General features: G+C 65.9%; 27 protein-coding genes. 10 read left to right on the forward strand and 17 right to left on the reverse strand.

Annotation, left to right across the window (positions count from 1 at the left end):
- Nucleotides 1–349: 349 nt before the first annotated feature.
- From N5D45_RS03235 to N5D45_RS03260, 6 genes are all read right to left on the reverse strand, one after another.
- Nucleotides 350–802 carry a hypothetical protein gene (locus tag N5D45_RS03235; RefSeq protein ID WP_049413592.1) on the reverse strand — a complete coding sequence of 151 codons (453 nt, stop codon included), beginning with the start codon at nucleotides 800–802 and terminating at the stop codon, nucleotides 350–352.
- Complete coding sequence (locus tag N5D45_RS03240) at nucleotides 799–1,002, reverse strand: PspC domain-containing protein (RefSeq protein ID WP_010484929.1); 204 nt, start codon at nucleotides 1,000–1,002, stop codon at nucleotides 799–801. Before N5D45_RS03240 ends, N5D45_RS03235 begins: the two co-directional genes overlap by 4 nt.
- Before the next feature lie 65 nt (nucleotides 1,003–1,067).
- A complete protein-coding gene (locus N5D45_RS03245; RefSeq protein WP_029379982.1) occupies nucleotides 1,068–1,436 on the reverse strand; it encodes a YfeK family protein in 369 nt (122 codons plus the stop codon).
- A 33-nt stretch (nucleotides 1,437–1,469) separates the two neighbouring features.
- On the reverse strand, nucleotides 1,470–2,537 hold the full coding sequence (gene phaC, locus N5D45_RS03250; protein WP_279938458.1) for a class III poly(R)-hydroxyalkanoic acid synthase subunit PhaC: 1,068 nt from the start codon (nucleotides 2,535–2,537) through the stop codon (nucleotides 1,470–1,472).
- Nucleotides 2,534–3,598, reverse strand: a complete 1,065-nt coding sequence (gene phaE, locus N5D45_RS03255; protein ID WP_228354617.1) for a class III poly(R)-hydroxyalkanoic acid synthase subunit PhaE — start codon at nucleotides 3,596–3,598, stop codon at nucleotides 2,534–2,536. Before phaE ends, phaC begins: the two co-directional genes overlap by 4 nt.
- A 22-nt stretch (nucleotides 3,599–3,620) precedes the next feature.
- Nucleotides 3,621–4,235, reverse strand: coding sequence for a phosphatidylcholine/phosphatidylserine synthase (locus tag N5D45_RS03260; protein WP_019338201.1), 615 nt, complete (start codon nucleotides 4,233–4,235; stop codon nucleotides 3,621–3,623).
- 344 nt (nucleotides 4,236–4,579) lie between these two features.
- On the opposite strand from N5D45_RS03260, the gene N5D45_RS03265 reads away from it, so the two are divergent.
- Nucleotides 4,580–5,230, forward strand: a complete 651-nt coding sequence (locus tag N5D45_RS03265) for a class I SAM-dependent methyltransferase (protein WP_010484920.1) — start codon at nucleotides 4,580–4,582, stop codon at nucleotides 5,228–5,230.
- Between the two features lie 81 nt (nucleotides 5,231–5,311).
- Here the strand turns inward: N5D45_RS03265 and N5D45_RS03270 are convergent, their stop codons facing one another.
- The 5 genes from N5D45_RS03270 to N5D45_RS03290 all read right to left on the reverse strand — a co-directional run bounded on the left by N5D45_RS03270 (nucleotide 5,312) and on the right by N5D45_RS03290 (nucleotide 9,629).
- The gene (locus N5D45_RS03270) at nucleotides 5,312–6,673 is read right to left on the reverse strand and encodes an MATE family efflux transporter (protein ID WP_228354618.1); all 1,362 of its coding nucleotides are present in this window, start codon (nucleotides 6,671–6,673) and stop codon (nucleotides 5,312–5,314) included.
- A 117-nt stretch (nucleotides 6,674–6,790) separates the two neighbouring features.
- Nucleotides 6,791–7,405, reverse strand: coding sequence for a DUF2239 family protein (locus N5D45_RS03275; RefSeq protein ID WP_228354619.1), 615 nt, complete (start codon nucleotides 7,403–7,405; stop codon nucleotides 6,791–6,793).
- A 143-nt stretch (nucleotides 7,406–7,548) separates the two neighbouring features.
- A complete protein-coding gene (locus N5D45_RS03280) occupies nucleotides 7,549–8,037 on the reverse strand; it encodes an 8-oxo-dGTP diphosphatase (RefSeq protein WP_005417168.1) in 489 nt (162 codons plus the stop codon).
- Between the two features lie 42 nt (nucleotides 8,038–8,079).
- A complete protein-coding gene (locus tag N5D45_RS03285) occupies nucleotides 8,080–8,589 on the reverse strand; it encodes a DUF1249 domain-containing protein (RefSeq protein WP_010484911.1) in 510 nt (169 codons plus the stop codon).
- A 218-nt stretch (nucleotides 8,590–8,807) separates the two neighbouring features.
- A complete protein-coding gene (locus N5D45_RS03290; protein ID WP_010484909.1) occupies nucleotides 8,808–9,629 on the reverse strand; it encodes a pyruvate, water dikinase regulatory protein in 822 nt (273 codons plus the stop codon).
- Nucleotides 9,630–9,773: 144 nt separating this feature from the next.
- On the opposite strand from N5D45_RS03290, the gene ppsA reads away from it, so the two are divergent.
- Both ppsA and N5D45_RS03300 read left to right on the forward strand, forming a co-directional pair.
- Complete coding sequence (gene ppsA, locus N5D45_RS03295; protein WP_019338196.1) at nucleotides 9,774–12,152, forward strand: phosphoenolpyruvate synthase; 2,379 nt, start codon at nucleotides 9,774–9,776, stop codon at nucleotides 12,150–12,152.
- Between the two features lie 154 nt (nucleotides 12,153–12,306).
- Nucleotides 12,307–13,200 (forward strand): mechanosensitive ion channel domain-containing protein, encoded by an 894-nt coding sequence (locus N5D45_RS03300; RefSeq protein WP_049413579.1) that lies wholly within the window; start codon nucleotides 12,307–12,309, stop codon nucleotides 13,198–13,200.
- A gap of 46 nt (nucleotides 13,201–13,246) precedes the next feature.
- On the opposite strand, the gene N5D45_RS03305 is transcribed toward N5D45_RS03300, so the two are convergent.
- Together N5D45_RS03305 and N5D45_RS03310 are read right to left on the reverse strand one after the other, a co-directional pair.
- Nucleotides 13,247–14,362: an alkene reductase gene (locus N5D45_RS03305; RefSeq protein ID WP_228354620.1), complete on the reverse strand. Its 1,116-nt coding sequence runs from the start codon at nucleotides 14,360–14,362 to the stop codon at nucleotides 13,247–13,249.
- A 139-nt stretch (nucleotides 14,363–14,501) separates the two neighbouring features.
- Nucleotides 14,502–15,377, reverse strand: coding sequence for an EcsC family protein (locus N5D45_RS03310; protein ID WP_228354621.1), 876 nt, complete (start codon nucleotides 15,375–15,377; stop codon nucleotides 14,502–14,504).
- Nucleotides 15,378–15,498: 121 nt separating this feature from the next.
- Between N5D45_RS03310 and N5D45_RS03315 the strand changes: the two genes are divergently transcribed.
- A complete protein-coding gene (locus N5D45_RS03315; protein ID WP_228354622.1) occupies nucleotides 15,499–16,053 on the forward strand; it encodes a DUF4189 domain-containing protein in 555 nt (184 codons plus the stop codon).
- 93 nt (nucleotides 16,054–16,146) lie between these two features.
- On the opposite strand, the gene orn is transcribed toward N5D45_RS03315, so the two are convergent.
- The 3 genes from orn to N5D45_RS03330 form a co-directional block, all read right to left on the reverse strand.
- Nucleotides 16,147–16,719 carry an oligoribonuclease gene (gene orn / locus N5D45_RS03320; RefSeq protein ID WP_279938459.1) on the reverse strand — a complete coding sequence of 191 codons (573 nt, stop codon included), beginning with the start codon at nucleotides 16,717–16,719 and terminating at the stop codon, nucleotides 16,147–16,149.
- 75 nt (nucleotides 16,720–16,794) lie between these two features.
- Nucleotides 16,795–17,319 (reverse strand): tRNA adenosine(34) deaminase TadA, encoded by a 525-nt coding sequence (gene tadA, locus N5D45_RS03325; protein WP_010484897.1) that lies wholly within the window; start codon nucleotides 17,317–17,319, stop codon nucleotides 16,795–16,797.
- A 73-nt stretch (nucleotides 17,320–17,392) separates the two neighbouring features.
- Nucleotides 17,393–17,752 (reverse strand): helix-turn-helix domain-containing protein, encoded by a 360-nt coding sequence (locus tag N5D45_RS03330; protein ID WP_010484895.1) that lies wholly within the window; start codon nucleotides 17,750–17,752, stop codon nucleotides 17,393–17,395.
- 77 nt (nucleotides 17,753–17,829) lie between these two features.
- Between N5D45_RS03330 and N5D45_RS03335 the strand changes: the two genes are divergently transcribed.
- The 3 genes from N5D45_RS03335 (at nucleotide 17,830) to N5D45_RS03345 (ending at nucleotide 19,368) form a co-directional block, all read left to right on the forward strand.
- Nucleotides 17,830–18,597 carry an NAD(P)H-dependent oxidoreductase gene (locus tag N5D45_RS03335; RefSeq protein WP_279938460.1) on the forward strand — a complete coding sequence of 256 codons (768 nt, stop codon included), beginning with the start codon at nucleotides 17,830–17,832 and terminating at the stop codon, nucleotides 18,595–18,597.
- A gap of 68 nt (nucleotides 18,598–18,665) precedes the next feature.
- Nucleotides 18,666–19,103, forward strand: coding sequence for an acetyltransferase (locus N5D45_RS03340; RefSeq protein ID WP_010484891.1), 438 nt, complete (start codon nucleotides 18,666–18,668; stop codon nucleotides 19,101–19,103).
- A 58-nt stretch (nucleotides 19,104–19,161) separates the two neighbouring features.
- A complete protein-coding gene (locus tag N5D45_RS03345) occupies nucleotides 19,162–19,368 on the forward strand; it encodes a hypothetical protein (RefSeq protein ID WP_005410107.1) in 207 nt (68 codons plus the stop codon).
- Between the two features lie 22 nt (nucleotides 19,369–19,390).
- Here N5D45_RS03345 and N5D45_RS03350 read toward each other — a convergent pair whose 3' ends face one another.
- Nucleotides 19,391–19,897 (reverse strand): N-acetyltransferase, encoded by a 507-nt coding sequence (locus N5D45_RS03350; RefSeq protein WP_279938461.1) that lies wholly within the window; start codon nucleotides 19,895–19,897, stop codon nucleotides 19,391–19,393.
- A gap of 259 nt (nucleotides 19,898–20,156) precedes the next feature.
- Here N5D45_RS03350 and N5D45_RS03355 point away from each other — a divergent pair, with 259 nt between their 5' ends.
- The 3 genes from N5D45_RS03355 to N5D45_RS03365 are packed head-to-tail and all read left to right on the forward strand — an operon-like array spanning nucleotide 20,157 to nucleotide 22,847.
- Nucleotides 20,157–20,828, forward strand: a complete 672-nt coding sequence (locus N5D45_RS03355; protein ID WP_279938462.1) for a hypothetical protein — start codon at nucleotides 20,157–20,159, stop codon at nucleotides 20,826–20,828.
- Between the two features lie 40 nt (nucleotides 20,829–20,868).
- Entirely contained in the window at nucleotides 20,869–21,522 is a 654-nt protein-coding gene (locus N5D45_RS03360) for a hypothetical protein (protein WP_049413567.1), read from the forward strand.
- Nucleotides 21,519–22,847: an XVIPCD domain-containing protein gene (locus N5D45_RS03365; RefSeq protein WP_279938463.1), complete on the forward strand. Its 1,329-nt coding sequence runs from the start codon at nucleotides 21,519–21,521 to the stop codon at nucleotides 22,845–22,847. The genes N5D45_RS03360 and N5D45_RS03365 overlap by 4 nt, the downstream gene beginning before the upstream one ends.
- Nucleotides 22,848–22,893 lie beyond the last annotated feature (46 nt).

Genomic DNA, 22,893 nt, shown 5'->3' on the forward strand with positions numbered 1-22,893 from the left:
GATCAAAAGCAGAAGCAGCCGGGCTGGCCGCTTTTTTGTTGTAGAGCCGAGCCTGCGCTCGGCTTCGCGAGCTGGCCTGAAAGCAGCCGAGCGCGGGCTCGGCTCTACACGAGCAAGCGCAGCGCGCGACCCGCTTCTGCTGTTCTTTTTCTTTTCCGTGGCTGGACGCGGCCGGGAACTGTCAGCGGCCGGGCGGGATGGGTTCGCCGGACCGTTGGCGCCATGGATGGCGTCATCGAGCCCCCATGGATGGGTTTACGGCGTGTCCCGCGAACCCATCCCGCCCGGCCCGATCACATGAAACGTATTCCGCAACCACGCCACGAGGAGCTGCGCCGTTGGCTGGAAACTACGGCCACCAGCCACGTCCGAACCGGGCGAAATGATCGGCCGCGCGCTCGAATGGATTCCGCGCACTCACCCCGCCACACAACAGGTACACCGGCAGGTACAGCGGCCCCAGCACCATGTACTGGTAGACGTGCGCGCGTTCGTGGTCGTCCAGCCGGATCAGCGGCTCCACGCCCCACCCCGCCTGATGCGCATAGGTCCGGCACGAAATGCCCAGATCATGACCGGTATGCAGGATCACATTGCCCAGCGTGATCGCCCCACCCGGCCCCCACGGCCAGCGGTCGAACACCAACGCACAGTCACGGCCGCTCCAGCGCAATGTCGCGCCGCCGAGCATGCCGGCCAGGCCGCCGATCAGGCCGATCAGGGAATTGGGTGACGTCCACACCGCGCCCAGTACCTGCAGCGCGCGCAGCCAGATCGGCCAGGGCTCAGGGGCAGTCTTCAATCGGCCTCGTTCGGCATCAGCAGCCACAGGATCAGGTAGACCAGGATGCCAGGGAAGGCCGCCGAGCCGATCGAGACCAGCACGAACACGATCCGCACCAGCGTGGGGTTCCAGCCGAAGCGGTGGGCGATGCCGCCCATCACGCCGGCAATCATGCGGTCGTTCAACGAACGCGACAGCGTGCGCGGCGTGGTGTTCATGGCGGTTCTCCTGGGCTGCGGGAAAAAGCAGTCGAGCATGGCTCGACTCTACACCGCCCCCATGTCTACGGCGTGCGGTGGCGCAGGGCCTGCAGGCGTGCGCCGAACCAAGCGGCTGCGGTCTGTTCAGGCTGTCCCGGACACTGGATGCGGTAGGGCTTGCCACTCATGCTGCTCTGGCTGGCAGCGCGCTCGATGAACTGCTCGGCGCTGTCCACCATGTCCTTCTTCAGCAGGTAGTCGTACTTGCGCTGCAGGTGCGCGCGCGCATCACTGCCATCGTGCCAGCTGCCATTGCGCTGGAAGCGGCATTGGGAGCCGTCCAGGCTGGCGATCAGCTGGGCGATCTCCCGCCGTGCATCCGCACTGGGTGCGGTGTGGGCAAGCGGCGCTGCCAGCAGTGCCGCAAGAATCAACAGAATCCGGTACGTCATCATCCCCCCAGGTCAGTCGGGCATGGCTCGACTCTACAGGTCACGCGCCTTCAACCAGCCATCGATCGTGGCCGGCACTTCGCGCTGCGCACGGCCGGACACGTAGATGCCGATATGGCCACCGCGGAAACTGGACTCGGTGTAGTCGTCCGTGCCCAAGCGCCCACGCATCGCGCGCGAGGCGTCCGGCGGTACCAGATGGTCCTGCTCGGCGTAGATGTTCAGCACCGGCAGGGTCACCTGCGACAGGTCCACCGCTTCCTCGCCGATCCGCACAGTGCCGTTCATCAATCCGTTGCCCTGGTAGAACTGCTTGATGAAGTCGCGGAACGCCTCGCCCGCCAAGTCCGGCGAGTCGAAGATCCACTTCTCCATGCGCAGGAAGTCCTCCAGCGCGGCCCTGTCATCGAGGATGTCGAGCAGGCCCACGTACTTCTGCACATTGAGGCGGAACGGCTTGAGCATCAGGTAACTGGCATTCATCAGGTCGGCCGGGATGTTGCCCAGCGTATCCACCAGCAGGTCCACATCCACCTGCCGCGCCCAGTGCGAGAGCATGTTGTCGGCCGTCTGGAAATCGACCGGGGTGACCATGGTGATCAGCTTGCCCAGCTTCTGCCGGCGCAACGCGGCGTAGCAGAGTGCGAACACGCCGCCCTGGCAGATACCCAGCAGGTCGACCGGGCCACCACTGCGCGCACGCAACGCATCGACGGCACCATCGATGTAGCGCAGCAGGTAGTCCTCCAGGGTCTGGAAGCGCTCCGAGCGATCCGGGTAGCCCCAGTCCAGCACGTACACGTCCTGGCCCAGCGCCAGCAGCTTCTGCACCAGCGAACGGTCAGCCTGCAGGTCGACCATGTACGGCCGGTTGACCAGCGCGTAGACGATCAGCAGCGGCGTACGCCGGGTCGGTGACTGTTCGCCGACGAAGCGGTACAGCACCACCTTGCCGTCGCGCCAGACTTCCTCACGCGCGGTCACGCCATAGTCCACGTCTTCCACCTGCGGCAGCAGCTTCAGCCCTTCCATCAGCTTGCGCTGCATGGCCAGGGTTTCCTGCATCAGGTCATCGGCGTTGAAGCCCAGCGGCCCCTTCATCGGTCACGCGTCCGAGTGGAAGTGCGAGGTGCGGCCTTTTTCGCTGACGCCTTTTTCGCAGCCGCCTTCTTTGCCGGCGCGGCCTTCTTCGCGGCCTTGCGTACGGCCGGCTTCACCTTCGCCGGCGCCGGCTGCGCCACTGGGTCCACCTCGGCAGTTCCAGCCAGCACCGCCACCTGTGCCTGCAGGCGGCGCAGGCTGCGCTCCAGCTCGGCGATACGGCGGTGTGCGGCATCCATCTCGCTGCGGGTCGGCAGGCCGATGCGTTCACTCATCTGTTCCACCTCACGCTGCAGGCCGGCGCGCAGGCGCATCTGTGCGTTGCCCAGCGAGGCATATACCTGCTGGAACGGCTCGGACATGGCGACCTTGGCGTAGGCCTCTTCGGCCACTTCGATCCACAGGTCGAACATCGCGCGGGCGCTGGTCAGCTGGGTGCCGGGCTGTTCGTGCTCGGCCAGGCGCTGCTCGAACAGCGCAAAGGCCTCATCCAGCGCCTGCCTGATCTGATCAACGTAGGCGCGCGAATGCTGCTGGTATTCCTCCTGTGCGCGCAGCAGTGCCTGCCAGCGCGCCTGGTGTTCGCGGCCCGGGCCGAATGCCGGGCTCTGCAGCCACGGGCCAGCCTGCAGCTGGAACTGCTGCAGCCATGCGGCGAATTCGGGCACGGCGGCGCCGGCGTGGGTGCTGCCACGGGCCCCCTGCAGCATCCACTGCAGCATGCCGTCGCCCTGCCCCTGTACCGCCTCGCGCCAGGCCTGTGCCACGTCCGCGCTGCTGGCGTCGCGGCCGGCGAAACGCGCGGCCACTTCCTGCATGGTGCCGTACCAGCTGCCCGCCTGTTCGCGGAACCGGCGCACGGCATCTTCCGGTGCGCCCTGCCCCTGTTCGGGCAACAGCTGGCCCCACCAGTCGAACAACCGCTGCCAGCTGCCGGGGTCGTCACCGGCCGGCGCACCGGGCGTGCTCGCATGGCGCAGGGCATCGCCCCAGGCGCCGAAGTACTGCCGCGCCAGGGCTTCGAAATCGCTGCTGCCGGCGTCATGGGCCGAGCTGGTCATCACAGGCCTCCGCTGGGCTGGCTCATGGCTTGGGAATGCGCAGGGTCTTGCTGATCATCAGCGACCCGGACAGGGCGAACAGCAGCACCATCGGGTGCAGCTGCCACGGACCGATCTGCCACTGGCCGAACCAGAGGTCCTGGCCGATGGCATCGGTACCGGCGGCGATCGCCAGCACGATCACCAGCACCAGGCTGGTCGGGATCGGAGTGCCCTCGAAAAACCTGACCTTGCCCTCGTCGCCGGCCAGCGCCTCGGCGGTGACGTTGTAGCGCGCCAGGCGGCTGACGCCGCAGCAGACGAAGTAGCTCAGCACCAGCCAGTCCCAGCCGCCCTGCATGCCGCAGGCATAGGCCAGCGCCGCCGGCGCCACGCCGAAGGAGATCACGTCGGACAGCGAGTCCAGCTCGCGGCCCAGGGTAGAGCTGGACTTGCGCCAGCGCGCGATGCGCCCGTCGAGCGCATCGAAGATGAAAGCCAGCGGGATCAACGCCATGCCGAACAGCAGGTAGCCGCGCTCGCCGTCCTGCAGGAAGCGCATCGCGGCAAAGACCGCACCGGTGCCGCAGAAAGCATTGGCCAGGGTGAACCAGTCGGCCAGCTGGAATTCGCGCAGCATCGAGAAGTGACGTTTCATGGGGTCTCACGGAGCATCAAGGCCCACAGGTTACCGCGAGCGCCGCCACTGGCGACAGCGCTGGCAGGACCCAGCCTTCACCGCTCCCTCACCTGTCCTCACCAGCGGTGAATTTTTCGCCACCCATCTTGACAGCCTAGGGGGGTGGCGCCTGTCGCGGCTTATCCACAAAGTTGCCCACGCGTAATCCACACCCCCTGTGGACAACCAGATCTCACCGACTGCGACGTTGGACATTTCCTCATCACCCTGCATCGGGGTTTCCCTACTTCCCAAGCCACAAGGTCGGCGCTATGGTCACCGGCGGACCCGCCGCCGCCACGTCCGAAACTCTGTAATGGACGATGATGATGCTGGATGCTCCCACCCTGGCCGCACAACTGCGGCAGCCCCATGGCGAGGCCGCGTTGGCGGTCGCCGACTCGATGAACCGCAGCAACGGCGCACTCAACCTGGCCGCGATCGGGCTGCTGGCCGTCGGCGCCGGTGAACAGGTCCTGGAGGTCGGCCCGGGCAATGCGGCCTTCGCGCCGCTGATGCTGCAGGCCACCGGCAGCCACTATCTGGGCATCGAGCTGTCCACCGCCATGGTCGAGGCCGGCAACCAGCGGCTGGCCAGCGCCGGGTTGGCCGAGCGTGCGGCGATGCGGCACGGCGACGCCCATGCGCTGCCGGTCGCCGATGCCGCGATGGATGCCGCGCTGGCGGTCAACACCCTGTACTTCTGGCCGAACCTGGCCCCGGTGCTGGATGAGCTGGCGCGGGTACTGCGCCGGGGCGGCCGCCTGTGCCTGGCCTTTGGCGACGCCAGCTTCATGCGCAGCCTGCCATTCGCTGCCGACTTCCAACTGCATGAGCTGGATGTGGTGGAGCTCGCACTGCGGGTATCGGGCTTCCGTGTCTCGGCCTGGCGCAGCCACCGGGAATCCGCGGCCGGCAATGACGGCCAGACCCGCGAAAAGCACTTCCACCTGCTGTTGGCACAGCGGCGCTGAAGCTGCCCGCCTGACCGAGTGGTAGAGCCGGCCGCTGGCCGGCTGCCCCGACGATTCCGGATTGCCGGCAAGCGGCCGGCACTACCCAGCCTGCACCCGCCTCCAGCGAGCAAAACAGAGCACCTGCATCACCAGCATGGCCAGCAACCCCAGCGGCCACGCCCACCACAGCCCGGCCAGTCCGTGCCGGGACTGCAGCCACATCGCCAGTGGCAGCTCCAGCAGCAATACGGCCGCCATGCCCAGCAACGCCGGCAACAACACCGTGCCACCGCCTCGCATCACTCCGACCAGCACCGCACTGCCTCCCATCGCCAGCACGCCCCACACCACGGTGCGCAATTGCTGCGTGGCCAGTTCGCGCACGTCGGTCGCCGCCAGGATCAGGCCAGTCAACCAGGGCGCCAGCGCCACAACCAGCATCACCACCCCGCTCAGTATCGCCAGTCCAAGCAGCACGCCGGTGCGGGCGATGGCGGGCAGCCGTGCCGTACGTCCCGCCCCCAGCGCATGCGCGGCGAGGATGGTGGCGGTGATGCCCAGCGACATCGCAGGCAGCTGCACCCAGCTCATCAACTGATTGACCGCGCCGTAGGCGGCCGTGGCGGTATAGCCGTGGCGATTGATCCAGCCCAGCAGCACGATCTCGGCCACGGCCAGACTGAGCATCTGCAGCGAGGACGGTACGCCGATGCGTAGCATCGGACGGATGAGTGCTCCATCGAAACGGATCGCTCGCAGCAACTCATGCCCCGGTGCCAACGGGTGCCCCATCCGCTGCCACCGCCACATCAGCCAGGCCAGGGCCAGCAGCGAGGCGAGCGCCGCCGAGACTGCCGCACTGGCTGCGCCCAGCTGCGGCAGGCCGGCCCAGCCCAGGATCAGCAGCGGCGTGCACAGCAGGCCGACCACCGTGGCCAGCAGCAGCGCATGCAGCGGCGTCTTCGCATCGCCCGCCGCGCGGCTCACCGCAGTGGCCAGCCACAGCAGGAAGAACACCGGTACCGCCAGCAGCAGGATACGGGCATAGACGATGGATTCGCCGAGGATCGGGGCCGGCGTACCGAGTGCCACCAGCAGCTCTGGAGCGAAACCGCCGCCCACGACCATCACCAGCACCGACATGAGCAGGATCAGCGCCACCGCGCTGCCAGCCACAGCGCGCGCCTGCTGCGGCCGGCCCGCGCCCCAGGCCTGGCCGATCAGCACCATCGCACCGGTCGCCAGGCCCATTACCAGGGCCAACAGCAGGAAGAAGACCGGGAAGAACGCTGCGGCGGCAGCCACCGCCTGCGTCCCCAGCAGATGGCCGAGGTAGATGTTGTCCAGCGTGCCTGCGGCAAGCTGCAGCGCATTGGTCAGCAGCATCGGCAGCAGCAGGGCCAGGTAGGTGCGCCACAGAGGCGGCGCGACCAGGAGCGTGGGATGTACAGGGGAGTTCATGGGGTTCTCTGGGCAAGGCGCTGCCCTGCCCGGCGTTTCCACCAGCAAAGCAAGCACAGGGGACCGGGCCGTGGCCCGCGATCAGGTGGCGCCGCCGTTCAACGACGGCGCGATGGTTCAGCCGTCAGCGCTGTCGAACGCCAGACGCAGGGCGTGGTCGCGCACATCCCTGGGCCAGGAATGCAGCACCGCTTCCAGGCCCGCACGGTCGTGCGCGAACAGCACGCGGATGGCCTCCTCGAAGCCCGGCAGGTCGCCGGCGATGGTCTGCAGGAAGTGATAGGCGCGTTCGGCATCGCGACGCCGGCGGTCCTTGTCCGCACCGGCGCGGCTGGCCGCCTCCACCAGTTTTCGCAATGCCACCGAGGCGCCGCCCGGCTGCTCGGCCAGCCAGGCCCAATGGCGCGGCAGCAAGGTCACTTCACGGGCGACCACGCCCAGCTTGGGGCGGCCACGGCCACGCGGGGTCGCAGCGTCTTCGGCAGTGATTTCGGCATCCGCCTCGTCAGAGGGGGGAAACGCTTCGGTTACCCGCGCCAGCAGTTCCTCGTCACTGCCGCGCGTATCGAAATCGCGGGTGCGACCGGTGGCGTTGTCGAACACCAGCAATGGTCCGGCAGCGTTGTCGGCGCGCAGCCGCTTGAGCGCCAGTGCCGCCACTTCCGGGCTGCCGCAGGCAACGAGGCGATGGCCGTCGAAACAACTGAAGGGAGGGAGTCGGGACGCAGGCATGGCAATGGCATCAGAGGTGATGCGCGAATATTGCCCGGGTAATTTATGACTGTCAATATTGCCCGGGTATTAATCGACCAAAAGAGCGTGCCAACCCAGATTGGCACTCCCCGGAATGGTTGGCACCTCCCCGATTCACCGGGTCACAGCCGGCTGTAGGACCAACTGACCATGCGCCCGTCCTTGTACGGCATCACGCCGTGGAACGGGCGCGGGTCGGCGTCGAACACCAGCGGCAGGAAGTTGCGGTCGCCTTCCCACATCGGCAGCGTGTCCAGCTTGTCCAGATCTACCCACTCCAGCGTACCTTCGTGGTTGCCACCGTGCGGGGTACCTTCGAAGCTGTCGATGACGAACACGAAGCCCAGCCAGTCTTCGCCGTGCTTGCCGAAACCGGGCCAGCTGAGAGTGCCGCGCAGGCGCATGCCGGTGCAGTCGATGCCGGCTTCCTCGGCAATCTCGCGGCGCATGCTGGCCGCCACGTCCTCGTCCGCTTCGATCTTGCCACCCAGGCCGTTGTACTTGCCGAGGTGATGGTCACCGGGGCGCGTATTGCGATGGATCATCAGCACCTGGCGACGATCGGGCGACAGCACATAGCCCAGAGTGGCGACGATCGGGGTATACGGCATGGGGCAGCATCCAGCGGCAGGTCAGCCGTGGATTATGGCCGATCAGCGCACCAGCGACAGGCGGCGCTCGGTGGGCGTGCCGGCACCATCGGGATCACGGCGCAGGGTGGCGACGCCGTGGCCGCGCTCGGCCAGGTATTCCAGCCACTTGCCGAGGAAGGTGTTCATCCGCATGCGATGGCTGATCAGCTCCGCCGGCGGCGGATACAGGCCCATCGTGTCCTGCCAGCGGCGGCCCACGTAGCAGTGGGTGGTCTCGGCCTGGCGGGCGTCACGGTACAGCCGCACATAGGCCGACGGATCCGGCTCTCCAGTGACCGGGTCGGCCAGGTCGTAGGTCAGGCGCAGTTCCACCGTGTAACGGTGGCACTCGATCACGTCCAGACGAACATCCAGGCCGTCGCCGATCGAGGAAATGTAGCTGCCCGCCACCAGTCCGGCCGGTTCGAACAGGCGCACCAGGTGGCGGTAGTTTTCCGCGTACAGGCCCATGAGCCAGCTCAGCCGGCTCAGGCGGGGAATGCGTTCGGTGCGGGGCAAGGCTCGGGCCATGGGTCGATCCTACACGTTGGTGCTTCAACGTGGGGGCGCCTCGAGCCACAGCCAACCCGTCGGTCGCCGCCACCGCTGTAGGGCCGAGCACATGCTCGGCTGCTGTTCTGGGAGAACCCGGTGGCCCAGCCGAGCGTGGGCTCGGCTCTACAGGGCGCGGTTGAAGCACCCATTGGTAGTGCCGGCCGCTGGCCTGCAGTGGGGCGCCCCGGGAAGGATCAATACAGCTCGCGCTGCAGCCCCAGCGTGGCCAGCACCTTGCTGGAAATCTCCTCGATCGAGGTATGGGTGGTGCTCAGGGTCGGGATCCGCTCCATCTGGAACATCACCTCGGCCGCGGCCACCTCGCGCTTGCAGGTATCCAGGTTGGCGTAGCGCGAGTTCGGGCGGCGCTCCTGGCGGATCTGCTGCAGGCGGTCCGGGTCGATGGTCAGGCCGAACAGCTTGCGCCGGTAGTTGCGCAGCCGTGGCGGCAGGCGGTCGCTTTCCAGGTCCTCGTCGGTCAGCGGGTAGTTGGCCGCGCGCACCCCGTAATGCAGGGCCAGGTAGATGCAGGTGGGTGTCTTGCCGGCGCGCGACACCGCCACCAGGATCACGTCGGCGTCGTCGTAATTCACCGCGATACCGTCGTCATGGGTCAGCGCGAAGTTCATCGCGTTGATGCGGCGGTGGTAGGTATCGAAGTCGACCATGCCATGGGCCTGGCCCACACGGTTCACGCGCGAACTGGACAACTCACGCTCCAGCGGCTCGATGAACGGCGCGAACACGTCCAGCATCAGGGCACCACTGTCGGCCAGGATCAGGCTCAGGCTCTGGTCCACGCAGGAGTTCACCACGATCGGCCGGACCTGGTACCGCTCCCCCGCCGCCTGGATCCGGGAACAGGCTTCCCGGGCTTTTTCGGGGTCGTCGACAAACGACATCCGGTCGGTAATGAAGCTGAACCCGGAGAACTGGGTCAGCAGGCTATGCCCAATGGTTTCAGCGGTGATACCGGTTCCATCGGAAACGTAGAACACCGGACGGATGGTCGACATGCGCGCTTTTACCCCCTACGAAGCCTAAAAGAGCCGCCAACACAAGCTTGTGTCGACAGCGGTCTGCCCGGCATCATATCGGCTTCTTCCTACGGACGCGGCCACTCAGCCCGCCTCGGGCGATGGCCAAACGGAGCATCGCGCTTGAACGAGAACATCCTGTGGTTGCACGAACTGCGTCTGGCCGACCTGGCCCGCGTAGGCGGCAAGAATTCCTCGCTGGGCGAGATGATCGGCAATCTGGCCGGTCTGGGCGTCTCCGTTCCCGGAGGTTATGCGACCACCGCTGAAGCCTTCAAGGACTTCATCGCGCACAACGACCTGTCCAAGCGCATCTTCGACAAGCTGGCCACGCTGGACGTTGAAGACGTCAACGCGTTGACCGCCGCGGGCAAGGAGATCCGCAGCTGGGTGATCGACGCGCCGCTGCAGCCGCAGCTGGACCAGGACATCCGCACCGCCTACGCCAAGCTGAGCGCCGACAATGGCGGCGGCGACGTGGCCGTGGCCGTGCGTTCGTCGGCCACCGCCGAGGATCTGCCGGATGCATCCTTCGCCGGCCAGCAGGAAACCTTCCTCAACGTCACCGGTGCCGACGACGTCGTGCACAAGGTCAAGGAAGTGTTCGCCTCGCTGTACAACGATCGTGCCATTGCCTACCGCGTGCACCACGGCTTCAAGCATGAGGACGTGTTCCTGTCCGCCGGCGTGCAGCTGATGGTGCGTTCGGGCGTCGGTTCCTCCGGCGTGCTGTTCACCCTAGACACCGAGTCCGGCTTCCGCGACGTGGTGTTCGTCACCTCCTCGTTCGGCCTGGGCGAAATGGTCGTGCAGGGTGCGGTCAACCCGGACGAGTACTACGTCTACAAGCCCACCCTGCAGGCCGGCAAGCCGGCGATCCTGCGCCGCTCGCTCGGCAGCAAGGCGATCCGCATGGTGTATTCGGACGTCCCCGGCGAGCGCGTGAAGATCGAGGACACCCCGGCAGAGCTGCGCAACACCTTCTCGATCAGCGACGAGGACGTGCAGGAACTGTCCAAGCAGGCGCTGGTCATCGAAAAGCACTACGGCCGCCCGATGGACATCGAGTGGGCCAAGGACGGTGTCAGCGGCAAGCTGTTCATCGTGCAGGCGCGCCCGGAAACGGTGAAGTCGCGCAGCCACGCCACCCAGATCGAGCGCTTCGCGCTGACCGAAAAGGGCGGCAACGTGCTGGCCGAAGGCCGTGCCGTCGGTGCCAAGATCGGCTCGGGCGTAGCCCGCGTGGTGAAGACGCTGGACGACATGAACCGCGTGCAGCCGGGCGACGTGCTGATCGCCGACATGACCGATCCCGATTGGGAGCCGGTGATGAAGCGCGCCTCGGCCATCGTCACCAACCGTGGTGGCCGTACCTGCCACGCCGCGATCATCGCGCGCGAGCTGGGCGTGCCGGCCGTGGTCGGTTCGGGCAACGCCACCAAGGTCATCGAAGATGGCCAGCTGGTCACCGTCAGCTGCGCTGAAGGCGATACCGGCTTCATCTACGAAGGCAAGCTCGGCTTCGAGCGCACCACCACCGATCTGGGCAACATGCCGCCGGCACCGCTGAAGATCATGATGAACGTGGCCAACCCGGAACGTGCCTTCGACTTCGGCCAGCTGCCGAACGCCGGCATCGGCCTGGCCCGCCTGGAAATGATCATCGCCAGCCACATCGGCATCCACCCGAACGCGCTGCTGGAGTACGACCGCCAGGACGCGGCGACCAAGAAGAAGATCGACGAGAAGATCGCCGGCTACGGTGATCCGGTCAGCTTCTACGTGGACCGCCTGGCCGAAGGCATCGCCACCCTCACCGCCTCGGTTGCACCGAACGCCGTGATCGTGCGCCTGTCGGACTTCAAGTCCAACGAGTACGCCAACCTAATCGGCGGCAGCAACTACGAGCCGCACGAAGAGAACCCGATGATCGGCTTCCGCGGCGCCAGCCGTTACGTCGACCCGAGCTTCTCGGCCGCCTTCGCGCTGGAGTGCAAGGCCGTGCTGCGCGTGCGCAACGAAATGGGCCTGGACAACCTGTGGGTCATGATTCCGTTCGTGCGCACCCTGGAAGAAGGCCGCAAGGTCATCGAGGTGCTGGAACAGAACGGCCTGAAGCAGGGCGAGAACGGCCTGAAGATCATCATGATGTGCGAAGTGCCGTCCAACGCACTGCTCGCCGATGAATTCCTGGAAATCTTCGACGGCTTCTCGATCGGCTCCAACGACCTGACCCAGCTGAGCCTGGGCCTGGACCGCGACTCGTCGATCGTCGCGCACCTGTTCGACGAGCGTAACCCGGCAGTGAAGAAGCTGCTGTCGATGGCGATCAAGGCAGCACGTGCCAAGGGCAAGTATGTCGGCATCTGCGGCCAGGGCCCGTCCGATCACCCGGATCTGGCCGAGTGGCTGATGCAGGAAGGCATCGAGTCGGTGTCGCTGAACCCGGACACCGTGGTCGATACCTGGCTGCGCCTGGCCAAGCTGAAGGCCAACGGCTGATGCCGTAAAGGCCGCAGGCTGACGTCGTGTTCATCGGCGTCAGCCGATACTGCTGCTGCACGCAAGCCCCGCCTCTGCGGGGCTTGCTGTTTCTGGCGTCCTTGCACGCCACGCGTACCTCGCACCTGTCCCGCAGCAGCAAAGGAATTTCCGCATGATCGCCGCAGCACCGCCCTCGCCCGCCGCAACGCCCTGGTTCCACTCGCTCGACTGGGAACGCCTGCTGGAGACCTATGGTGTGCCGCTGCTGGCCGCCATCGTGGTGCTGCTGGTCGGCATGTGGGTGGCACGACGCCTGTCCAATGCGATGCCGCGCGCCACTGCGCGCATGGGCGTGGATCCGATGCTCGGCAGCTTTCTGCGCAACGTGGTGTATGCCGCATCGATTGTGATCGTAGTGGTGCTGGCGATCGGCACGCTGGGCGTGCAGATCACCCCGCTGCTGGCCGTGCTCGGCACCGCTGGCCTGGCGGTCGGCCTGGCATTGAAGGATTCGCTGTCCAACATCGCCTCGGGCGTGATGCTGGTGACGCTGCGACCGTTCCGCGTGGGCGATGTGGTCACCGTGGCCGGCCAGACCGGCACCGTGCGCGAAGTGCGCATCTTCCAGACCGTGCTTACCGGCGCCGACAACCAGCACACCACCATTCCGAACACACTGATCACCGCCGCGCCGATCATCAACCTCACCGCCGAACCGACGCGCCGCGTCGAACTGGTGATCGGCATCGGCTACGAAGACAACATCCAGCTGGCACGCGACACCGCGCTGGCGCTGATGAAGGCCGACCCGCGCGTGCTGCAGACGCCAGCACCGGACGTGGTGGTATACGAACTCGGCGCGCACGCGATCAACCTCGGCATCCGCTGCTACGTGAAGTCGGCCGACTGGTTCGGTACCAAAGTCACGTTGCTGGAACAGCTGAAGCTGGGCTATGACAAGGCCGGCATCAACATCCCGTACCCGCAGCAGGACATGCACCTGTACCTGCATGGCAAGGATGGCGGCGTGGTCGAAGCGGACGCGCTGGTGCGCGACAAGCCCTGATCCAACCCGGGAGTGCCGACCAACGGTCGGCACCCACCGATGGGCATCAGGCCTCGGCGGCCTCTTCCAGCGCCGGGTAATCGGTGAAACCCTTCGCACCACCACCGAAAAATGTGGCGCGATCCGGCGGATTCAGTTCTGCACCCGTACGCAGGCGCTCAGGCAGGTCCGGGTTGGCAATGAACGGCCGGCCGAAACCGATCAGGTCGGCCCAGCCTTCGGCCAGCGCCTGCCTGGCGCGCTCGGCGGTGTACTTGCCGGCGTAGATCAGCGTGCCCGGGTAGACCATGCGTAGCGCCTGCTTGAACGCCACCGGCATCAGCGGCGCATCATCCCAATCCGCTTCGGCAATGTGCAGGTAGCCCACCCCCATCTCACCGAGCAGGTGTGCGGCAGCCAGATAGGTCGCCTGCGGCGTATCGTCCACCGCCCCCTGCAGCGTGGTCAGCGGCGCCAGGCGCACGCCCACACGCTCGCCACCGGCAACCTCGACCACCGCCTGCACGACCTCGCGCAGGAAGCGCAGCCGGTTCTGCAGCGAACCGCCATAGCCATCGGTACGCTGGTTGGCCTGCGAGTCGATGAACTGGTTGATCAGGTAGCCATTGGCGCCATGCAGTTCGACGCCGTCGAAGCCCGCCTCCAGCGCATTGCGGGCGGCCTGCGCGTAATCGGCGACGACGCCCGGAATCTCGTCTTCGCGCAGCGCACGCGGCATCGAATGCTGGATCATCTCGCCGACGCCGGCTTCGGGACCTGCCCCTGTCGGGTCGACGAACACTTTCACGCCATCGGCCAGCAATGCCGAGGAAGACACCGGCGCTGCGCCATCGGGCTGCAGGGCCACATGCGAGACGCGGCCGACGTGCCACAACTGCGCGTTGATGCGGCCACCGGCGGCGTGCACCGCATCGGTCACCTGCCGCCAGCCCTTTACCTGTTCGGGGCTGTGGATGCCCGGCGTCCAGGCATAGCCCTGGCCCTGCGGGCTGATCTGGGTGCCTTCGCTGACAATCAGGCCGGCACTGGCACGCTGCGCGTAGTAGGTCGCCATCTCGGCGGTAGCAACGTTGCCGGCAGCCGCACGCGAGCGGGTCATCGGCGGCATCACGATGCGGTTGGGCAGGGTCAGCGGGCCCAGACGGTGGGAGGTGAACAACATGGCGGACATCTCTTGCGGGGGGAGTGCCAGCAAGAATGGGGACCGCCTGCGAAAGGCAACAGGCGTGTTGTGGCAAAACAGTTGTGCCCGGCAGGCAAGGATGGCCCGGCATGAAGGCTCATCCACGCATGGCGTGGATCTACTCCAGGCGGGGTTCGATCTTTACCGCGCCATGCGCCACGCGGTCATAGCAGGTGCGCACCACGTCTTCCCCGTACTTCAGCTCCAGCCGGCGCACGATGAAGTGACCGCGCGCCATGTCCTGGTAGTAGTCGGTGAACATGGTATTGAGCGTTGCACCTGCAGCGGCACCGACAATCGGCACCGCCTGCGCGGCGAATTTCTCGGTGACCACCACGCCGAAACGCGCCGCCACTTTCTCCACCATCTTCGCCAGCAGCTTGCCGGCCTCCTTCGGTGCCACGCCCAGGGTCAGGTCGCGGCCGGACACCACGCGCCCGGCCAATTCGGCCGACAGGTGGCGCATCACGTCGGTGGTGAAGCCGCGGGCCAGGTAGTAGCCGGTCTCGCTGGCGTCATCGCGCGGCGAGTTGCCACCCAGCGCGAACACCTCCAGGCAGGCCTGGCGGGTGCTGAACTCGGACAGGTCAAAGCCCTCGCTGCGGGCCACGTCGGCCACCGCGCGCATCATGATGGTGGTCGACACCGGCAGCTCGATGAACAAGGCCGCAAAGCCAAATGCCCCGCCGACCGCGCCGGAGGTGGCCGCCGCCAATTTGTGCCAGCGGGTGGAGGCCCCCTTGCCCGGGGTGTTGTCCATGCTCCACAGCGCGGCCTGCGCCGATTTGGTCAGCGCCGCCTGCACCGCACCGTGGATGCGGTTGGAGACCGAACTGGGCAGTGCTTTCACCGCGAACTCCAGCGGCGTGCCAACCAGGTTGGCCATGCGCGCGGTCAGGGTCGGCGCTTCCAGCAGCGCCACCGCCCGCTGCAGGTCGGACCAGTCGCGGGCGTCGTGGGCGATGTCGCGGGGGAGCAGGATGGGCTCGTTCATGGCGCTGATCTTAGCGCCAGGGAGTTGAACGGAGGGTGGTAGCGCCCTCGGCACCGGTCTATGATCCCAGTAGCGGCCCCGCTTGCATGGGGTCATGGAACAACCCAGGCAAGGACGCCCCATGCTCGCCCGACTACTGCTGATCTGCCCCCTTTTCCTGGCTGCTCTCGGCCTGCCTCACATCGTCAAGGCCGAAGGTCGATGCCCACCGGGTTCCTACCCCATTGGCGGGCAAGGCGTGTTGGGTTGTGCGCCGATTCCCGGAGGCGGTGGTGGCGACGCCGGACTTTCTCCGTCCGCACCAACCACCCGAGTAAAGATGGGCTCCGAATGGGTTGCATTTGCCCGTTCGCCGAATGGCACACTCCTCGGCTGGAGCGTTCGCCAACACAAACAGAAGGCTGCCGAGAAACAGGCATTGAAGACCTGTAACAAGCGCAGCGGAACACAGTGCGAGATCATTGCCTCGTTCACTGAAAGATGCGCCTACGCATTGCAGCACTACGACACCGGCCGGTTTGAAGTGGTCTTCCGCAGCGACAATGAATTGGCGCTCGGCACCGAAGTCGCACGCCAGACCTGCCCCAACGGTTGCCGACCGGTTCATTTCACTTGCGCCCGGGCAGTCAACCTGTATGGCAGGGGTCCCGACCCGGGACCCAACTGGTCTCCTTGAGAGTGGAAACCGGGGGAGCGGTTCTACCCCCGTTTCTCAGCACCGGTGGTGTCCATTTGATTGGTAGTGCCTGCCGCTGATTGGCACCACCAATCAGGCTGTCGGCAACCCCGACAGCGCCCCCATGAACTGGCGGTAGTGGCGCAGCTCGGCGATCGAGTCGTGCACGTCGCTCAGCGCGGTGTGGTTGCTGTTCTTGCCGACGCCGGCGGCCACGGTCGGCGCCCATCGCTTGGCCAGTTCCTTCACCGTGGACACGTCCAGGTTGCGGTAGTGGAAATACTTCTCCAGGCGCGGCATCTGGCGGTGCAGGAAGCGGCGGTCCTGGCAGATCGAGTTGCCGCACATCGGCGACAGGCCGGCCGGAATCCACTGTGCCAGGAAGTTCACGGTCTGCGCCTCGGCCCGGGCCAGCGTGGTGGTGCTGTCCACCACGCGCTGCCACAGGCCCGAACGACGATGCTGGTTGCGGTTCCACTCGTCCATCGCTTCCAGCGTTTCCAGCGGATGATGGATGGCGAATTCCGGGCCCTCGGCCAGCACGTTGAGCTGGGCATCGGTGACCACGGTGGCGATCTCGATGATCGAATCGTTGTCGGTGTCCAACCCGGTCATTTCCAGGTCGATCCAGATCAGTCGTTCGTTGGCCGCGCCGGTGTCCGCCATTGTGTCGCCTCGTTGCTGGGCAGGCGCGCGGCCTACCGGTAATGAAAAGAGGCGCCCATCATACCCGTTCGCCCCTCAGCCCTCGCCGGCGTGGTCTTCCAGCAGCAGCGGCGGCTTGCCACGTTTGGCGCGGAAATAATTGGTCAGGCGTGTACTGGCTTCCTTGGCCAGCACCCCGCCGTGAATCTCGACGCGATGGTTGTGGCGGGCGTCGCCAATGAGGTCGAACACGCTGCCGCAGGCGCCCGTCTTGGGGTCACTGGCGCCGTAGACCAGACGGGCGACGCGTGCATGCACGATCGCCATCGCGCACATCGCGCACGGCTCCAGGGTCACATACAGCGTGCTGCCGAGCAGGCGGTGGTTCGCCAGCAGCTTTCCGCCGGCCCGCATCGCCACGATCTCGGCGTGCGCGCTGGGGTCGTGCGAGGCGATGTTGAGGTTCCAGCCCTCCCCCAGCAGCTGGCCATCGGCACCCACCAGCACGGCTCCGACCGGAATTTCGTCGAACTCGCGCTGCGCGCGCTCGGCCAGCGCCAGCGCGTGGCGCATCCAGTGTTCATCGGTGTCGTGCACCGGCACGCCCAGGGCGTCGGTCATGGCGGTTCTCGCGTGTGTGCAGGGCCAGGATGGCCGCCGGGGCCATTGTACGCCCCGGGCCGTGCAGGCGCCGCTAGCGCGCGTCGAAGCGCTCGCGGGCCGCATCCAGCGCCGGGAAATTGTGCTCCGCCCAGCGGTCCAGGGCGGACAACGTCTCGACCAGACCGTGCGCGACCTCGGTCAGGCGGTACTCGACATGCAGCGGTTTGCTGCCCCGGTCACACCGCTCGACCAGCCCATTGCGCTCCAGCTGTCGCAGAGTCTGGGTCAGCACCTTCTGCGAGATGCCTTCGATCTTCCGCAGCAACGCGCCGTTGCGAAGCGGGCCCTGCGCCAATGCCGGCAGCAGCAGCATCACCCACTTGCCGGAGATCAGCGCCAGCGCATCGCGCGCCGAGCAATCGGCGGCATAGACATCGCCCGGATAGGCCATGGTTACCTCAAGGTGCGTAATTGCCGGGGCATGCCGGCACCGCGAGGATGGTCGCACACTCCTCGAACACCTCGCCCATGCGCGCCCTGATCCTGCTTGCCCACCCCGAACCCCGCTCCTTCAATGCCCACCTCGCCGCGCAGGCGGCCGAGCAGCTGAGGCACGACCACTCGCAGGTGGATGTGGTCGACCTGTATGCGGAAGGCTTCGATCCGCTGGAAGCGGCCTGGCACCATCCACGGCGCCTGCAGCCCGAGCGCTTCGATGCCCAGCGCGAACAACGCCACAGCGCCGAACTGGAGCAGTTACCCGCCGATGTGCGACGTCACCTGCACCTGCTGCGGGTGGCAGACCTGGTGATCCTGCAGTTCCCGCTGTGGTGGTTCGCGGCGCCAGCCATCCTCAAGGGCTGGCTGGACCGCGTGCTGGTATATGGGCCGATGTACAACAGCCGTCAGCGCCACGAACATGGCGTGATGCAGGGCAAGCGTGCATTGCTGAGCGTCACCACCGGTTCATCGGCACGGGCATGCGCGGTGGACGGCCGCGAAGGCGACACCCGATTGCTGCTGTGGCCGTTGATGTACAGCCTGCGCTACGTCGGCTTCGAGGTGATGGAGCCATGCGTGGTGCATGGCGTGCGTTCCGGGCTTGCAGCGGAACGCGTGCAGGCCCACGATGAAGCACTGGTTGCAGCCACCCTCTCCTACCGCGAGCGACTGACGCACTGGCGGCAGTGGCCAATCGTGCCCTTCAACGACAGCGATGACTTCGAGGATGGGGGGGTGCTGCGCGCGGACGCGACTGCGCACAGCCCCTTCATCCGCCACCGCGACGCGGGATGAATCTTCGCCTGCAGGCGCTACCGGAAAGCCTCATACTTCGCACTCTTCCGAAGCACCTTGGTGAACCCATGACCACCCTGCGCCCCTCTCGCGCCGACGACGGCGCCGCCCTTGTCGACCTCTGGCGTCGCGCCGTCGACGCCACCCACGACTTCCTCAGTGCCGAAGACCGCCAGGCCATCGATGCCGAAGTGGCCGGTTTCCTGCCGCAGGCGCCGATGACCGTTGCTGTCGATGCACAGGATCGGCCGCTGGGCTTCATGCTGATCGACGGCACGCACATGGAAGCGCTGTTCATCGATCCCGACGTACGTGGCACCGGGATCGGCCGGCAACTGCTGCAACATGCACTTGCCCAGCATCCGCAGCTGAGCACTGACGTCAACGAACAGAACGCACAGGCCGTCGGCTTCTACCTGCGCATGGGCTTCGTCGAAAGCGGCCGCTCACCGCTCGATTCGCAAGGCCGTCCGTATCCGCTCATCCATCTTCGGCATAACGGCTGACATCCGTCGGCAGCGGCCACGTGCTAGCGTGGCTGCTTTCGACCAAGGAACGCCGTGCATGGATGGTGCAAAAGCCCTGCTGACCCTGTTTGCGCTGGGCATCAGCCTGGTCTGGATCCTGGTGCCGTTCGCCATCTTCGCCGTGCGCAACCTGCTGCGTGAGGTACTGGTCGAGCAGCGCCGTACCAACGAACTGCTTGAACACATCGGCGGCTACCGCATTCCGAAGCCGCAACCCGAACCGACCGTCTGGCGGGCGCCCTGAGCCGGAACGTGCCAGGCCCGGATCAGGCCGTCGCCTCGAAGGCCGGTGAGTACTGCACCTCGCCCTGTGCCAGCGGAGGCTGCAGGCAAAGTGCCTGGAAGTACTCTGCAGGCACACCCGGCAGGACCAGGCCCGGCTCGGCACGGAAGCCGAAGCGACCATAATAGGCCGGCTCGCCCAGCGATACACAGCCATGTGCACCCTGCTGACGCAGCGCTTCAAGTGCGGCGTGCATCAGGGCCGCACCGATGCCCTGCCCCTGCCACGCGGGCAATACCGAGATCGGTCCCAGGCCGAACCAGCCCGTGCTGCCATCGCTGATCGTCACCGGCGACACCGCCACATGGCCGATCACCTTGCCGTCCATCTCGGCCACCAGCGAAACGCTCAGCTCCCCGCGGGCGCGCAGGGCATCGACGATGAACTGCTCGGTATGGCTGCTGTGCGCAGCATCCCGGAATGCGGCCTCGGTGAGCGCATGGAGGGTGGCGTGATCATCAATGGCTTCGGCACGGATGGTGTAGTTCATGGCGTGATGTTCGCTTGCGTGAGCATTGGGTGAATTTGAGACCTTTGTCACAAATTGGCGGCGAAATGTCGAGCGCGAGGCGCAATCGCCCCGCGAACCTCGAATCGCCCGTGCCGCAATCGATTCGGCGACACCACTGAACGCTGAATGCGTCAAAATTCCGTCGCAGACGCCCTGCCGTCGCTGGCGTCAGGTTTCCAGAACACTCCATAATCGATAAACCTGTCACCAGGGAAGGATATATGGACACGGACGCACGATGCAGGATGCCGCCATGGATGTAGCCATGCCGACACGCAAGGGACGCCATCTGGTACCGATGGGCCTCTTGCTGGCACTGACGGCCTGCTCGCCCTACGCGGACGCAGAGCGTGACGTTGCCGCAGGTGGACGCGGCCTGGCCAAGCTCAATCCTGCACCAAAGCAGGGCTACGAGCTGGTGCTGACACTGAAGGACGCGCCGGGCCCGTTCGCGATTGTTGAGGGCTCGGCCCAGTACGACGCCAGCAACTACGCAGACTGTGGACGGATCGTGCCTGCAACGGGCACTGCAGGCCGCATCACCAGCCAGGAGCCCGTCACCCTGCACGAGGTCGGCGAGCACGAATACCGCGGCACGTTCTACCTCGACCGCATGCAGGACGAGGATTACTACGGGCGTGGTGTCTGCCATTGGGCGCTGACGGGAGTCGGTGCGATGTTGCGCGCTACGACCGGCGAGGCGGATACGCGATTCCTGACGTTCGTCGACAAGGAGCGCATGGACGCGAGGAGCCCATTGACTCTCTATTATCCGAGGGTTGCCTATCCTCGCGCCGAGCTTGCTGCCAACTACCCTGCCAGCGGCAAAGAGAATCCTTCGGAGTACAAGGAAGAGCTGCGCGACGCGCTGTTCTCAACCACCACCACTGTGCAGAAACTCGCGCCATGAGCTGCCAGTTCAACCATCCCTACCCCCAAGGAGGCCGACATTGCGCCACAAGATGATCCCGTGCCTTGCTCTGCTTCTATTGACCGCCTGCAATCCGGAGACCGCCATGAACCAGGAACGTGCCGCTGCTGAAGCCGATGTCGCCCAGGGTGGGCGTGGCCTCGCCAAGCTCAACCCCAGCCCGCGCAAGGCCTATGAACTGGTGCTGCGCCTGAAGGATGCCCCCGGTGATTTCGCAGTGGTCGAAGGCGTAGCGCAGTACGACGTCACCAACGAAGACCAGTGCGGCTACATCGAACCAGCCACCGGTACCGCCGCACGCATCACCAGCCAGGAGCCGGTGGAGCTGCGCAAGGTCGCTGATGGTGAGTACCGGGGCACTGTATACATCGACCGCATGCTGGACGAGGATTACTACGGTCGCGGTGTCTGCAAGTGGGAGTTCACCGGTGCAGGCGCGATGCTGAAGGCGACGGGGGCCGAGGGCGAGACGCGCTTCCTTTCATTTATTGAAGCAGCGCCATTCGTCAAAGGCGAGACCGAGACTCGCCACTATCCTCGTTCAGACTATCCGCGCGTGAACGAGATTCCTGACTACGGCGCAAGCGGCCAAGAAGACCCCACCAAGTTCCGCCCTGAGCTGCAGAATTCGCTGTTCTCGGCTTCACTTGAAGCCAATGAGGTCCGCCAATGAGCCTCAGCAGCCAAGACTATGCGGGTATTTCCGACGACGTGTACAAGGACCGTGCGGTCGGTCGACGCGCTCCCGGCAAGGAAGAGCTCGTAGCGATCAACGGGCATGAGTACAAGATCCTCGAGCACGTTGATAATCGATTGAACGGTTATCAGGGAACGATCTACCAGCGAGTCGACACCAATGAAATTGTCGTCGCACATCGCGGCACCGAACAGTTCGCCCGCGATGCGATCCTGACCGATGGTGGCATGGTTGTCGCCCGCACCAACGTCCAAGCACCGGACGCCATCGCGCTGACCCAACGCGCCCTCGCCTATGCCAAGAAGGAGGGGCAGGATCTCGGACAGCGCCCCCCCGAAGTCACCGTCACCGGCCACTCTCTCGGTGGCGCTCTGGCCCAGATCACCTCGCACCACTTCAACGTCAAGGGCGAGACCTTCAATGCCTACGGCGCGGTCAGCCTCAGCTACCGCATTCCGGAAGGCGGCAACACCATGATCAATCACGTCATGGCGTCCGATCCGGTCAGCGCCGCCTCGCCGCATTTCGGCCAGGTCCGCATCTATGCCAAGCCCGACGAGATCAAGACGCTCGCGGCAAACGGCTTCAGCAATCACGCCCTGCGTGATCTGATTCCGGACCGGCCGATCATTGCGGCGACCAGCTCGTTCGGCGCGCACAAACTGGGCAACTTCCTCGACGAAGGCTCGGTACTGAAACATCCGGAAACCCAGAAGCTGGCAAAAGACAACGCCAAGATGATCGAGGAGTACCGCGATGACGTCGAGTCACTGCGTCGCGGCGTCACCCGCGCGGCACGGGGCATCCCGGGCGGCGCCATCGATCTGTACGACCACATCCGCGGCCCGCTGCAGCCCGGTGAACCGGCACGCCGCGAGGCGGAGAAGAACGGCCATCACACCAGCATGCTGCGCATGGACGATGCCAACCACCTGGGCAACCCATTGTTCAACGATGCGATCCGTGGCGTGCATGCGCAGGACGTTCGCGTCGGCCGCGTGCCGGATGTGATGAGTACGCAGTTGGCCGGTAGCTTGGCGGCGGAGATGCACGCTGCAGGCGGCAAGCGCATCGACGAGGTGGTGATGAATGCCGACGCCTCACGCAGCTTCGCGGTGCAGGGCCAGGGCGGCGACCCGGCACACCTGCGTGTGTCGGTGGACACGGCGGTGGCGATGAACACGCCGCTGGAGCAGAGCAGCCAGCGGATTGATCAGCAAGCCGCGGGACAGCGCTTGGCACAGGACCGCGATCAGCAACTGGAACAACAGCAGAACCAGACCCGCAGCATGCAGGCCTGATGAACAGCGCGGGAGCCGGTCATTCCGGCTCCCGCTTTACTTCAGC

The organism is Stenotrophomonas sp. GD03819, assembly GCF_029841665.1.
In the GTDB taxonomy this organism is placed as follows: Bacteria; Pseudomonadota; Gammaproteobacteria; order Xanthomonadales; family Xanthomonadaceae; genus Stenotrophomonas; species Stenotrophomonas geniculata.